We start from the raw sequence: 13,208 nt of genomic DNA, 5'->3' as shown, positions 1-13,208 counted from the left end.
CGGGTATCGGGGCGCGAACAGGGCTGCTTCCGGCATCCACTGGTCCTCCACAGGTGCGGCTGCGGCCGCGTCGACTCGACGCCGAGGGATCACGGATGCCGCGACCGCGAGCCCGCGTAAAATGGGGGCGTGACCGACTCCCCCCACGTGCGCGCGCAGGCGCCCCTCGCTCCCGGAATGCGCCCCCGGCCGTCGGCCGTCGAGATCGGCAGCGTCGTGTGCGGGCTCTTCGCCTTCGTCACGCTGGCCATCTGGGGCTTCACCGCGTGGCCGCTGCCGTGGAACATCGTCGCCGGTATCGGCGCCCCGGCTCTCGCGATCATCGTCTGGGCGCTGTTCGTCTCTCCCCGCGCCGTCCTCGCGGTCCACCCCTTCGTGCGCGCCCTCGTCGAGCTGTTCGTCTACGCCGCGGCGACCGTGGCCTGGTGGAGCATGGGGCAGGCGCTCATCGGTCTGGTCTTCGCGATCGTCGCCGTCACCTTCGGCGCGCTGAACGGACGCCGGCGCCTGGCATGACCGACGTCGTCGCGCTGCTCCGGGCCGAGCTCGGCGAGCGCGTCGACACCTCGGCGAGCGCCCTCGAGGCCGCACGCTCCGACAAGTCCGGCCACGCGGCCGCGGGCCTTCCCCTCGCGGTCGTGAACGCGGGATCCGTCGCCGACGTCCAGGCCGTGATGCGCATCGCCACCGCCACCCGCACGCCCGTCGTCCCGCGCGGTGCCGGCACGGGACTGGCCGGCGGGGCCAACACCGGCGGCGGCGAGATCAGCCTCTCGCTGCGCGGGATGGACCGCATCCTCGAGGTGCGTCCCGACGATCTTCTCGCGGTGGTGGAGCCCGGCATCCTGAACGCCGACCTCAACGCGCAGCTCGCCCCGCACGGCGTCTGGTGGGCACCCGACCCGGCCAGCCGCGCCATCTCGACGGTCGGCGGCAACATCGCCACCGGCGCCGGCGGCCTGTTGTGCGCAAAGTACGGCGTGGTGCGCGATGCGGTGCTCGGCGTCGACCTCGTGCTCGCCGACGGACGACTGCTTCACCTGGGACACCGCAGCGTCAAGGGCGTGACCGGTCTGGACCTCACCTCGCTCGTGATCGGCTCCGAGGGCACCCTGGGCGTGGTGGTCGGAGCAACCCTCAAACTGCGCCGCGCCGTCGAGGGCGAACGGGTCACGCTGACCGCCCTGTTCGACGGCGTCCGTGCCGCGGCCGTCGCCTCCGCCGCCGTCACCGCCTCGGGTGTGCAGCCCGCGATCATGGAGCTGATGGATGCCACGAGCCTGGCGGCCGCGCACCGCCTGCTCGGGCTGTCGGCACCCGCTCCCGGTGTCGCCCAGCTCACGGTCCAGACCGACGGACCCGTCGCCGCGGACGAGGCGCGGGCGATCGCGGACGTGCTGCGCGCGGCCGGGGGAACCGTCGCGGTCGCCCGTGACGCCGCCGAGGGCGAGCAGCTGCTGGCGGTCCGCCGGGCGATGCACCCCGCGATGGAGACGCTCGGCACGACGCTGATCGAAGACGTCTCGGTGCCGCGCAGCGCGCTGCCCGACATGTTCGACGAGATCGCCCGCATCGAGGAGCGGTTCGGTCTCGTCATCCCCGCCGTCGCCCACGCCGGCGACGGCAACCTGCACCCCAACTTCGTGTTCGAGGGCCCCGAGGTGCCCGCGGTGGTGTGGGAGGCCGCCGAAGACCTGTTCCGCGCCGCCCTCCGCCTCGGCGGGACGCTGACCGGCGAGCACGGCATCGGGGTGCTCAAGCGGCGCTGGCTCGCCGACGAGCTCGGCGACGACCAGTGGGCTCTGCAGCGTCAGATCGCGCGGGTGTTCGACCCCCTCGGCATCCTGAATCCGGGCAAGGTCTTCGCCGACTGAGCGGCGCGGCGGTCCCTCCCGGCTGACCATGTGATGAGACCGTGATGTGGAGGATCGATTCCCCGTCACATCCGCGCATAGCATGAGAAGACTGACTTCTGGGGGGTTTGACTATGACCGACGGCGCACCTGGCACCGACGGCGCGACGTACGCCTGGGCTCCCACCGAGCCCGCGAAGCGCAAGAACCGCTCCGGCCTGTGGATCGGCATCCCCGCCGGTGCGACGGCCGTGGCCCTCATCGCGGCCTCGCTCGTGCTGATCGCGCCGGGCGCGTCGGTCGCCGGCGTGCAGATCGGCGGCCTCACCGCCGGCGCCGCCGCGCAGGCCATCTCGAGCCGTCTGGCGGACACGACGATCACGGTCGACAGCCCGGCAGGTGCGGTCACGGTCACCGGTGCCGAGCTCGGCGCGACCGTCGACGCGGCGGCTCTCGCCGACAAGGCCTTCTCCGACAACCCGATGTGGAAGCCCGCCGCGTGGTTCCCCGAGGGCACGGGCGTGTCGGTGCAGATCGACGCCGCCGAGGCGGCCGCGGCCCTCAGCGCCAAGGCCCCCGGCGCGTACCGCGCCCCGGTCGACGCGACCCTGGCCTACGACGCCGGCTCGCAGGCCTACGTCACCACGCCCGCCCAGCCGGGCGAGGGCATCGACACGGCCGCCGTCACCGCCGCGCTGCAGTCGGCTTTCGACGCCGGCACCCCCGCGACCACGGTCGAAGCCACGCTCGTCCCGGTCGACGCCGCCGTCTCGACCGAAGAGGCCGACGCGGCCGTCGCCTCGCTGAACGGCATCCTGGACTCCGCCGGCTTCTACATCGGCGACGAGCGCACCGTGCCCGTCGACCGCGCGACCGCCGCGTCGTGGCTGACCGTCACCCCCGACGGCAAGGGCGACTTCGCGATCTCGGCCGACGAGTCCGCGATCGCCGCAGCCGTCCAGGGTCTTCCCGCCGCCGTGAACCGCGCCGCGGTCAACGCGGACGTGATCGTCGACACCGGCGGAGAGGTCATCAAGACCCTCACCGAGGGACAGACGGGCCGCACCCTCGGCGACACCGGCAGCGTCGCCGCCGCCTTCGCGAAGCAGCTCGCCGACGGCAACGGCCGCTACGCGCTCGACGTCGCCGAGACGGCCTTCGACACGACCAAGACCGAGCGCCGCATCGACGTCAACCTCAGCGCGCAGACCACGACGCTCTGGCAGAACGGCCAGGTGTACCGGTCGTACACGATCTCGTCGGGAGCGGGCGACCACGCCACTCACACCGGCGAGTTCCGCATCGGCTGGAAGACCGAGATGCAGGACATGGGCTGCGTCCCCGGCTACGACTACTGCACGAAGGACGTCCCCTGGGTCGCCTACTTCAACGGCGACGAGGGCTTCCACGGCACGTACTGGCACAACAACTTCGGAACGCCGATGAGCCACGGCTGCATCAACATGACGATCCCGCAGGCCAAAGAGCTGTACGACTGGGCCTACCGCGGCACCGAGGTGTCGGTCCACTACTGAGTCCTGCTCTGAGTCGAGGGGCGGATGCTTCGGCATCCGCCCCTCTGTCTTTCGTCCCGGCGGATCGGCGTCATCTCGTCCTGCGTCGCACCGCGGCACGTCCGCCCTGCGATCTTTCCCCGACACCATGCGTCGGTGGCCCCTGGCGAGCACAACTCGTGCACTCTGGCCCGTCCGGGGCTCCGAAGGCCCGAAAACCGGCAGATCGCAGGAGTTGTGCCGCGCCGACCAGCGGCCCGAACATGCAGAAGGGGCGGATGCCGATCGGCATCCGCCCCGTGCGGGTCGCGGGTCAGCGCAGGGCGTCGACCACGGCGTTCAGCGTCGCCGAGGGGCGCATGACCTTCTCGACGAGCGCCGTGTCGGGGCGGTAGTAGCCGCCGATCTCGGCGTGGTGGCCCTGGACGGCGTTGAGCTCGGCGACGATCGTCTGCTCCTCCGCCGCCAGCTTCTCGGCGACCGGTGCGAAGACGGCGGCCAGGTCGGCATCCGTCGTCTGCTTCGCCAGCTCCTGCGCCCAGTACAGGGCGAGGTAGAAGTGGCTGCCGCGGTTGTCGATCGTGCCCAGCGCACGACCCGGCGACTTGTCGTTCTCGAGGAACGTGCCGGTGGCGGCGTCGAGCGTCTGCGCGAGGACGCGCGCGCGGTCGTTGCCGGTGGTGTCGGCGAGGTGCTCGAGCGAGGCCGCGAGCGCGAAGAACTCACCCAGCGAGTCCCAGCGGAGGTAGTCCTCTTCGACGAGCTGCTGCACGTGCTTGGGAGCAGAACCGCCCGCACCGGTCTCGAACAGGCCGCCGCCCGCGAGCAGCGGGACGATCGAGAGCATCTTGGCGCTCGTGCCCACCTCGAGGATCGGGAACAGGTCGGTGAGGTAGTCGCGCAGGACGTTGCCCGTGACCGAGATGGTGTCCTCGCCGCGACGGATGCGCTCGAGCGAGTACCGCGTGGCCTCGGCCGGGGCGAGGATCTCGATCGTGAGGCCCTCGGTGTCGTGGCCGCCCAGGTACTCGTGCACCTTGGCGATGAGGTTGCGGTCGTGCGCGCGGGTCTCGTCGAGCCAGAACACGGCGGGCACGCCCGTGGCGCGGGCGCGGGTGACGGCGAGCTTGACCCAGTCGCGCACGGCGACGTCCTTGGTCTGGGTCGCGCGCCAGATGTCGCCCGTGCTCACCTCGTGCTCGAGCAACACGTCGCCGTTCGAGGCGACGACCTGCACGCGACCGGGGGCGGGGATCTCGAACGTCTTGTCGTGGCTGCCGTACTCCTCGGCCGCCTGGGCCATCAGGCCGACGTTGGGGACTGAGCCGATGGTGGCCGGGTCGAGCGGACCGTTCGCGATGACGTCCTCGATCGTCGCCTGGTACACCCCGGCGTACGAGGAGTCGGGGATGACGGCGAGCGTGTCGTCCTCTCCCCCGTCGGCGCCCCACAGCTTGCCGCCGTTGCGGATGAGCGCGGGCATCGAGGCATCCACGATGACGTCCGAGGGCACGTGCAGGTTGGTGATGCCCTTGTCGCTGTTGACGTACGACAGACGGGGGCCCGCGGCCAGCGCCTCGTGGATCTCGGCGGCGATGGCGTCGCCGCCCGCGACGTTCGACAGACCGGCGAGGATCGAGCCGAGGCCGTCGTTGGGGGTCAGGCCCGCGGCGGCGAGGGCGTCGCCGTGCCGGTCGAAGACGTCGGCGAAGAAGGCCTTCACGACGTGGCCGAAGATGATCGGGTCGCTGACCTTCATCATCGTGGCCTTGAGGTGCACCGAGTAGAGCACGTCGTCGGCCTTGGCCTGCGCGAGCGTGTCGGCGAGGAAGGCGTCCAGGGCCGCGGCCGAGAGGAACGTGGCATCCACGATCTCTCCCTGCAGGACCTTCAGGCCCTCTTTCAGCGTCTTCGTCTCGCCATCGGCCGACACGTGCTGGATCGTGAGCACGTCGTCGTCGGCGATGACGACCGACTTCTCATTCGAGCGGAAGTCGTCGTGGCCGAGGGTGGCGACGCGGGTCTGGGACCCCTCGCCGAAGGCCTTGTTGCGGTGCGGGTGCTTCTTGGCGTAGTTCTTCACGGCCAGGGGCGCGCGGCGGTCGCTGTTGCCCTCGCGCAGCACCGGGTTGACGGCCGAACCCTTGATGCGGTCGTAGCGGGCGCGCACGTCCTTGTCTTCGACGCTCGACGCCTCGTCCGGGTAGTCGGGGATGTCGTAGCCCTGCGACTGCAGCTCGGCGATCGCGGCCTTGAGCTGGGGGATGGATGCCGAGATGTTCGGCAGCTTGATGATGTTCGCCTCGGGCAGCGTGGCGAGCCCGCCGAGCTCGGCGAGCGCGTCGCCCACCTGCTGCTCGGGCGTCAGTCGCTGCGGGAAGGCCGCGAGGATGCGGCCGGCGAGCGAGATGTCGCGGGTCTCGACGTCGACGCCCGCCTGCTTCGTGACGGCCTGCACGATAGGCAGGAACGACGCGGTGGCGAGAGCCGGCGCCTCGTCGGTGTACGTGTAGATGATGGTGGAATCGGGCACGTCAGATCTCTCCGTAGAGGCGGCCAGGGTTGACGCCCAGCCTATCGCACCGCGGCAAAGTGTCTTGATATCAAGATAATTCGGATGCCGCCGCCCCGGCGTGGTCGGACGACGAACGCATGCGGGGGCATGCGATCTTGGGGGCGGGGTGGCCGTGCCGCTAGCCTGGGCGCATGGCCGACCTGCGTCTCGTCGAACTGTCCGCCGCCACGATCGTGGCCGTCAACACGCTCTCGCTCAAGCCCGGGCAGGAGCAGTTCCTCGCGCCGGTGAGCTACGGGATCGCCGCGACCGTCAGCAACCCGCAGACCTCCTGGCAGCGCGTCGTGCTCGACGGCGACGAGGTCGTCGGCTTCGTCAGCGCCAACTTCGACCGCGACGCGCACGAGGAGCACTTCCAGTCGGTGCTGTGGCGCATCAACGTCGACGCCGACGAACAGGGCCGCGGTGTCGGCAGCTTCGCGATCGCCGCGGTGATCGAAGAGGCGCGCGGGCGCGGTATGGACCACGTCGACGTCATCTACGAGCCCGGCGACGACGGCCCCGAGGCGTTCTTCCGCCGCGTGGGCTTCGAGCCCGTCGGCGAGACCGAGTACGGCGAGGTCATCGCGCGCGTCCACGTCTGACGCCGCGGGCGCGCGTGCTCGTGTGACGCTGCCGACGCCCGTCCTGGTGTGACGCCGCCGACGCCCTTCCTGGCTCAGCTCGCGGCGGGACGGAGCGCGCGCGGTCGCGCGCCATCGCCGAACTCGGAGAAACGCGCGAAACTCGGACGATCCCGGGCGAAGAGTCCGACTTCCGCGCGATGTTCCGAGCTCGGGGCGGGACGGAGCGCGGGCGGTCGCGCGCCCTCGCCGAACTCGGAGAAGCGCGCGAAAGTCGGACGTTCTCGGGCGAAAAGTCCGAGTTCCGCGCGATGTTCCGAGCTCGGGGCCACGGCCTCGTGCGCGGTCGCGCGCCCTCACCGAACTCGGAGAAACACACGAAACTCGGACGATCCCGGGCGCACGCACGAAAGTCGGAGAAACGCACGAAACTCGGACGATCCCGGGCGAAGAGTCCGAGTTCCGCGCGATGTTCCGAGCTCGGGGCCACGGCCTCGTGCGCGCACGCCTCCTCCCCCGCGCCGGATGCCTCCACCGGAGGGCCCATTCGGGCGGAACGCAGCCCCGGACTCCGCGACACTCGCGCCATGGAACTTCGTGAATGGCTCATACTCCGGGGCGGTATCGCGGCGCGGACGGCGGCGGGCGACGCGGGATTCGACGTGCGGCGGGTGCGCGACGCCGCGCGCGCGGGCGATGTCGAGATCGTCCGCCGACGGTGGATCGCCACGGGCGACGCCCCTCCCGACGATCTGGCTGCGGCGCGGGCGGGCGGCGTCGTCGCCTGCGTGTCCGCGGCCCGACGGCGAGGGTGGTGGATCCCGCCGGCAGTCGAGGAACGTCTGCATCTCCGCCTGGCTCCGAAAGCGGCGCGCGACGGTATCGGTGACGGCATCCTCGTCCACTGGACGCGCGCGATCGTACCGGTCGCCCGGGATGCTCTGCTCGAGAGCATCGAGGACACCCTCGCGCACGTCGCGCGCTGCCTGGGGACGGAGGATGCGCTGATCGTCTGGGAGTCCGCGATTCGGACCGAGAAGCTCGATCTCGAGGCGCTGCGGCGGGTGAGGTGGCCGTCGCTGGCCGCCCGAGCGTGCGCGGATGCCGCGGGCTCGCAGGCGGATTCCGGCTTGGAGACCATGGTGGTTTCGCGTGTCCGGGGGTGGGGTGTCCTCGTGCGCCAGCAGATCGTGATCGCCGGGCGGCCCGTCGACCTGCTCATCGGCGCCCGCCTGATCACCCAGTGCGATGGGTGGCAGTTCCACTCATCGTCCGCCCAGCGCAGCGCGGACATCGCGCACGACGCCGAGCTGCGGCTCCGCGGGTACACCGTCCTGCGGTTCAGCTACGCGCAGATCATCCACGACTGGCCGTCGGTGGAGCGGACGCTGCAGCGCGCCATCGCCGCCGGCCTCCACCTGTAGCGACCGCCGCGGGGCGCGCGAAACGCGGAGAAACGCATCATTCTCGGAACATCGCGGCCGGATGTTCCGAGTTACGCGTCGGATTCCGGGCGGCGCACGCGCGGCGGCGCACGCGCGGCGGCGCACGCGAAGCGGCGCACGCCGGAACCCCGGGAGCAGCGTCGGACCGCGCAGACGACGGATGCCACGCCCCGGCGGGGACGTGGCATCCGCGTTCGGACAGGGACTGGGCTAGACCAGCGACTCCCGCCACGCGGCGTGCAGCTGCGCGAACTTGCCCGTGCCGGCGATGAGCGCGGCGGGGGCGTCGTCCTCGATGATGCGGCCGTGCTCCATGACCAGCACACGGTCGGCGATCGCCACCGTCGAGAGGCGGTGCGCGATGATGATCGCGGTGCGATCGGCCAGCAGCGTCTGCAGGGCGTCCTGGATGAGGCGCTCGCTCGGGATGTCGAGCGACGCCGTCGCCTCGTCGAGGATCAGCACGGCGGGGTCGGCGAGGAACGCCCGCGCGAACGAGATCAGCTGGCGCTGACCCGCCGACACGCGACCGCCGCGCTTGTTCACGTCGGTGTCGTAACCGTCGGGCAGCTTGGAGATGAACCCGTCGGCACCCACCGCGCGAGCCGCCGCACGGATCTCGTCCATCGTGGCGTCGGGTTTTCCGAGCGCGATGTTGTCGGCGACCGTGCCGCTGAACAGGTACGCCTCTTGCGTGACCATGACGATCGCGCGGCGCAGGTCCTTCGGGTGCAGGCGACGCAGGTCGACGTCGTCGAGGGTGACAGCGCCCTTCGTGGGGTCGTAGAAGCGCGAGATGAGCTTGGCGAGGGTCGTCTTGCCCGCGCCGGTGGTCCCGACGAGGGCGATCGTCTGCCCCGCGGGGATGTCGAGCGTGAAGTGCGGCAGGATGACGCGCCCCTCGGTGTAGCCGAAGGTGACCTCGTCGAAGCGGACGTGCCCGCGGGCGCTCCACAGATCGACCGGGTCGGTCGGGTCGGGGACGGTCGGTTGCTCCTCGAGCACGCCCGACACCTTCTCGAGCGCCGCCGTCGCCGACTGGTACGAGTTGAGGAAGAACGCGACCTCCTGCAGGGGCGAGAAGAAGTTGCGCACGTACAGCACCGCAGCCGTCAGCACACCGATCTCGAGCGGGCCGGCGATGACGCGCCCGCCGCCCCAGAGCAGCACCACGGCGACCGAGACCGCGGCGACGGTCATGATGCCCGGCTCGAACGTGCCGAACAGGCGGATCGAGCGCATGTTGACGTCGCGGTAGTCGGCGGCGAGCTTTCCGAACTCCTCGTCGTTGCGGGGTTCCTTGCGGAACGCTTTCACGGCGCGGATGCCGGTCATCGACTCCACGAACTTGACGATCACCTGCGCGCTGATGACGCGCGACTCGCGGTAGATGACCTGCGAGCGCGCGTAGAACCAGCGCATGAGGAAGTACATCGGGATGCCCATGAGGGTGAGGATCAGCCCCGACTGCCAGTCGATGAGGAACAGCGCGGCCAGGGTGAACAGGCCGTAGAGCACGCCCGAGACGAGCTCGTTCAGCCCGCCGTCGAGCAGTTCGCGGATGGTGTCGAGGTCGCTGGTCTGACGCGAGATGATGCGGCCCGAGGTGTACGACTCGTGGAACTCCAGGCTCAGCCGCTGGGTGTGAAGGAAGATGCGCTTGCGCAGGTCCAGCATGACCGCCTGGGTCAGGCGGGCGGCGACGACGACGTACCACCCGATCAGCACGGCACCGCCGATGCCCGCGAGCAGGTACACCCCGACCACGCCGTAGGTCGGCATCCAATCGCTTCTCTCGATCACCGCGGGCAGGGCGTTGTCGATGCCGTAGGCGATGAGGGCGGGACCGGCCACGCGCAGCGCGGTCGAGACGACCAGGACGGCGGCGGCGAGCACGAGCTGCCACCGCAGCGGCGAGACGAGCGAGCCGAGCAGGCGCAGCGAGCGCTGACGGATCGCGCGACTCTCGGCGCGCGTGTAGTCGGAGCGGTCTTCGCCGCTGGTTCCGGCGACGGTGGCGGTGGTCATCGGGTCGCCTCCTTCTCGGTGAGGGCGTCGTCGTCGGCGGCGGAGACGATCGGGATGGCCCCGGTGCGCGCCTCGCGCTCGGCCTCTTCGAGGCTCGAGATGACGTAGCGGTAGTGCTCGCTGGTGCGGAGCAGGTCGGAGTGGGTGCCGACGGCGGTGACGCGGCCGTCCTGCAGCAGGGCGACGCGGTCGGCCAGCGTCACCGTCGAGGGGCGGTGCGCGACCACCAGCGCGGTCGTCTCGCTGAGCACCTCGCGCAGGGCGTCCTCGACGAGGGCCTCGGTGTCGACGTCGAGCGCCGACAGCGGGTCGTCGAGCACGAGCACGGCCGGGCGGGCCGCCACCGCGCGCGCGAGTGCGAGCCGCTGACGCTGGCCGCCCGAGAGGCTGAGGCCCTCTTCGCCGATGACGGTGTCGAGGCCGTCGGGCAGGTCGTAGACGAAGTGCGCCTGGGCGACCTGCAGGGCCTCGCGCAGGATCTCGTCCGCCTCGGCCGAGCCCGGCGTGAGGTCTTCACGACCGAGCAGGACGTTGTCGCGGACCGTCTGAGAGAACAGCGTGGCGTCCTCGAACGCCATGCCGACGTGACGGCGCAGCTCGGACAGCGACAGCTCGCGCACGTCCACGCCGTCCAGCAGCACGCGCCCTCCGGTGACGTCGTACAGGCGTCCCGGCAGGGTGGTCAGGGTCGTCTTGCCCGAGCCCGTCAGGCCGACGAGCGCCATGGTCTCGCCGGGCCGGAGCGTCAGGTCCACGCCGTCGAGCAGGTCGGGCTCGGTGTCGGCGGCATCCTGGTACCGGAAATGAGCACCCTCGAAGACGAGCTCCCCGCGGGGCTCCGCGATGGTGCGGGGCCGGTCGGGATCGACGATGGTGTTCTGCTCGTCGAACACCTCGAAGATGCGGTCGGTCGCCGTCCGCGCGTCGAGGAGGAACGAGAACAGGAACCCGATCGACTCCATCGGCCAGCGCAGGACGGTGGCCATGGCGAAGAACGCGACGAGCTCGGCCACCTGCAGCTGGCCGAGCTGCGTGAGCACGATGCCCGCGCCCAGGCACACGGCGAAGGCGATGTCGGGCAGCAGCACGAGCCAGAACCAGATCCAGCCGATCGCGCGGGCCTTGTCGATCTCGGTCTCGCGCAGCGATTCGGCCTGCCGGGTGAACTTCTGCAGCGCGTGCTTGCCCCGACCGAAGGCCTTGAGGACGCGGATGCCGTGGACGCTCTCTTCCACCGAGGTGGCGAGGTCGCCGGCCTGGTCCTGGCTCTGGCGCGTCAGAGCGCCGTAGCGCTTCTCGAAGCGGAAGCCGACGTAGATCACGGGAGCCGAGGTGACCAGGAACAGCGCGCCGAGCAGCCAGTGCCAGCGGAAGAGCAGGACCGCGCCGATCACGATGGTCAGCAGGTTGACGACGAGCAGGATGACGCCGAAGGCGAGCCACCGGCGCAGCATGCTGATGTCCTGCATCATGCGCGAGAGCAGCTGGCCCGACTGCCACCGGTCGTGGAAGGCGACGGGCAGACGCTGCAGGCGCGAGTAGAACGACTGGCGCAGGTCGTATTCGACCTTCGTGGCCGGCGCGAGCACGAACCACCGACGCAGCCACACCATCGCGGCCTCGGCGAGGCCGAGTGCGAGCACGGCGAGCGAACCCCACACCAGGGCGGTGGGGTCGAGCGAGGCGATGGGGCCGGCGACGATCTGCTCGAGGACGAGCGGAATGGCCAGCGCGAGCAGGCTCGCGATCAGCGCGGTGACGGCGCCCGCGATGAGGCGCGGCAGCACCGGGCGGGCGATGGGCAGCAGCCGCGCGAGCGCGCGCGGCGTCGAGAGGCGTTTTGCAGACGATGAGGTGGTCATGATCCTCGTGGGGTCGAAGCGGGCGCCGGGATCGGGCGCGGACAGGGATGCCGGAGGCGCGACAAAGTGCGTCGGTCGGGGCGGAGCGGGTGCGCCGGAGCGCGGACGCGGGCCCTAGGAGCGTCGGCCGGGACGCGCAGCGACGGAGGGCGCGGCGGCCGGGGCGACGGGGGCGTCGATCTGGTCCATGGCATCCTCCTTGATCGGTGTGAAGCCATCGCCGGGGGAACGACAGCCCTCCAGACTATCCCTGTGAGAACGCTGGGGGCAAGAGTGTCTTGCGCCTCACGCCGCGGATTCGCGCGCGAGCAGCCGTTCCTTCACGTCGGTCCCCCACGCGAAACCGCCCATCGTGCCGTCCGCGCGCAGCACGCGGTGGCATGGGACGAAGAGGGCGACCGCGTTACGGGCGCAGATGGATGCCGCGGCCCGCACCGCCGAGGGCGAACCCAGGGCGGTCGCGAGGCCGGTGTAGGTCAGCCGCTCACCGGGCGCGATGCGGCGCAGCTCCCGCCACCCCGCGAGCTGGAGCGCCGTGCCCTGCTGCGCGACCTCGACGTCGTCGATGGCCCGGACGTCGCCGGCGTAGTAGGCGCGGACGGCGTCCGCCGCCGCCGTCTGCCCTTCGACGATCCGGGCGGGGCGCCGGTCGGGCCGCAGACGCGCGAGCACGGCATCCGGGTCGGCCGTCCATCCCGACACGATCACGCGGTCGTCCGCGTCGGAGAGGATCGCGAAGCCGCCGTCGGGGGTGTCGACGATCTGCAGGGTCGCCGTGCGGGTCGGGGCGATGGTGGTCATGCGGGCATCTCGCTCTCGGGAGGACGGACGGGACGGGTGGGGGCGGCGGGCGACCGCCAGGCCTGCGTGACGGGGGCGGCGTACCAGTAGTGCGCCATCGCGTAGCTTCGCCACGGGGCGAGGCGTTCGGACCGGGCGGTGAAGCCGGCCGGGTCGGAGGGCAGCCCGAGGGCGGCGGCGCCCGCGCGGGCGGCGACGTCGCCGGGGAGCAGGACGTCGGGATCGCCGAGCACACGCATGCGCACGTAGTCGGCCGTCCACGGCCCGATCCCGCGCATCGCGAGAAGACGTTCGCGCTGCTCGACGCGGTCGTCGCCGGGCCCGAGGGTCAGTGACCCGTCGGCGAGGGCCGCCGCGGCCTCGACGATCGCGCGCATGCGCGCGGCGGGTCCGCGCAGCACCTCGAGACCGCGCTCGGCGATCACGGCCGGCGGGGGGAACAGGATCGAGGGTGCGGGACCGATGTCGACGCTCTCGCCGAGCTCGGCGGCGAGGCGCCCCTGCATCGTGCGCGCGGACGCCACGCTGATCTGCTGACCGATCATCGCGCGCAGCAGCATGCWGGGG

Annotated in this window: 10 protein-coding genes; 5 read left to right on the top strand and 5 right to left on the bottom strand. The window is 71.4% G+C overall.

Going from position 1 to position 13,208, the window contains the following annotated elements:
• Positions 1–129 precede the first annotated feature (129 nt).
• The 3 genes from DC432_RS00055 (at position 130) to DC432_RS00045 (ending at position 3,388) form a co-directional block, all read left to right on the top strand.
• Positions 130–516, top strand: a complete 387-nt coding sequence (locus tag DC432_RS00055) for a YrdB family protein (RefSeq protein WP_181373528.1) — start codon at positions 130–132, stop codon at positions 514–516.
• The gene (locus DC432_RS00050; protein ID WP_116536149.1) at positions 513–1,874 is read left to right on the top strand and encodes an FAD-binding oxidoreductase; all 1,362 of its coding nucleotides are present in this window, start codon (positions 513–515) and stop codon (positions 1,872–1,874) included. The genes DC432_RS00055 and DC432_RS00050 overlap by 4 nt, the downstream gene beginning before the upstream one ends.
• Positions 1,875–1,987: 113 nt before the next feature.
• Entirely contained in the window at positions 1,988–3,388 is a 1,401-nt protein-coding gene (locus tag DC432_RS00045; protein ID WP_116536148.1) for a L,D-transpeptidase family protein, read from the top strand.
• A gap of 292 nt (positions 3,389–3,680) precedes the next feature.
• On the opposite strand, the gene DC432_RS00040 is transcribed toward DC432_RS00045, so the two are convergent.
• Positions 3,681–5,900 carry an NADP-dependent isocitrate dehydrogenase gene (locus DC432_RS00040; RefSeq protein WP_116536147.1) on the bottom strand — a complete coding sequence of 740 codons (2,220 nt, stop codon included), beginning with the start codon at positions 5,898–5,900 and terminating at the stop codon, positions 3,681–3,683.
• A 173-nt stretch (positions 5,901–6,073) separates the two neighbouring features.
• Between DC432_RS00040 and DC432_RS00035 the strand changes: the two genes are divergently transcribed.
• Both DC432_RS00035 and DC432_RS00025 read left to right on the top strand, forming a co-directional pair.
• Positions 6,074–6,526, top strand: coding sequence for a GNAT family N-acetyltransferase (locus tag DC432_RS00035; RefSeq protein WP_108318375.1), 453 nt, complete (start codon positions 6,074–6,076; stop codon positions 6,524–6,526).
• 566 nt (positions 6,527–7,092) lie between these two features.
• A complete protein-coding gene (locus DC432_RS00025; RefSeq protein ID WP_243392961.1) occupies positions 7,093–7,929 on the top strand; it encodes an endonuclease domain-containing protein in 837 nt (278 codons plus the stop codon).
• 231 nt (positions 7,930–8,160) lie between these two features.
• On the opposite strand, the gene DC432_RS00020 is transcribed toward DC432_RS00025, so the two are convergent.
• The 4 genes from DC432_RS00020 to DC432_RS00005 all read right to left on the bottom strand — a co-directional run.
• On the bottom strand, positions 8,161–9,978 hold the full coding sequence (locus tag DC432_RS00020) for an ABC transporter ATP-binding protein (RefSeq protein WP_116536145.1): 1,818 nt from the start codon (positions 9,976–9,978) through the stop codon (positions 8,161–8,163).
• On the bottom strand, positions 9,975–11,840 hold the full coding sequence (locus DC432_RS00015) for an ABC transporter ATP-binding protein (RefSeq protein WP_116536144.1): 1,866 nt from the start codon (positions 11,838–11,840) through the stop codon (positions 9,975–9,977). The genes DC432_RS00020 and DC432_RS00015 overlap by 4 nt, the downstream gene beginning before the upstream one ends.
• A 285-nt stretch (positions 11,841–12,125) precedes the next feature.
• Positions 12,126–12,641: a methylated-DNA--[protein]-cysteine S-methyltransferase gene (locus tag DC432_RS00010; RefSeq protein ID WP_116536143.1), complete on the bottom strand. Its 516-nt coding sequence runs from the start codon at positions 12,639–12,641 to the stop codon at positions 12,126–12,128.
• Positions 12,638–13,208 (bottom strand): DNA-3-methyladenine glycosylase family protein (locus DC432_RS00005; RefSeq protein ID WP_133177853.1); only part of this gene is annotated, 571 nt, incomplete at its 5' end. The genes DC432_RS00010 and DC432_RS00005, both read right to left, overlap by 4 nt.

Source organism: Microbacterium testaceum (genome assembly GCF_003075375.1).
GTDB classification, from domain to species: domain Bacteria; phylum Actinomycetota; class Actinomycetes; order Actinomycetales; family Microbacteriaceae; genus Microbacterium; species Microbacterium testaceum_E.
This window is presented reverse-complemented; position numbering and strand designations above follow the sequence as displayed.

What these genes read in the sequence shown, in the direction of transcription:
- DC432_RS00050 (WP_116536149.1), top strand. Translation starts at nt 513, where the DNA reads ATGACCGACGTCGTCGCGCTGCTCCGGGCCGAGCTCGGCGAGCGCGTC.
- DC432_RS00020 (WP_116536145.1), bottom strand. Translation starts at nt 9,978, where the DNA reads ATGACCACCGCCACCGTCGCCGGAACCAGCGGCGAAGACCGCTCCGAC.
- DC432_RS00035 (WP_108318375.1), top strand. Translation starts at nt 6,074, where the DNA reads ATGGCCGACCTGCGTCTCGTCGAACTGTCCGCCGCCACGATCGTGGCC.
- DC432_RS00025 (WP_243392961.1), top strand. Translation starts at nt 7,093, where the DNA reads ATGGAACTTCGTGAATGGCTCATACTCCGGGGCGGTATCGCGGCGCGG.
- DC432_RS00015 (WP_116536144.1), bottom strand. Translation starts at nt 11,840, where the DNA reads ATGACCACCTCATCGTCTGCAAAACGCCTCTCGACGCCGCGCGCGCTC.
- DC432_RS00010 (WP_116536143.1), bottom strand. Translation starts at nt 12,641, where the DNA reads ATGACCACCATCGCCCCGACCCGCACGGCGACCCTGCAGATCGTCGAC.
- DC432_RS00045 (WP_116536148.1), top strand. Translation starts at nt 1,988, where the DNA reads ATGACCGACGGCGCACCTGGCACCGACGGCGCGACGTACGCCTGGGCT.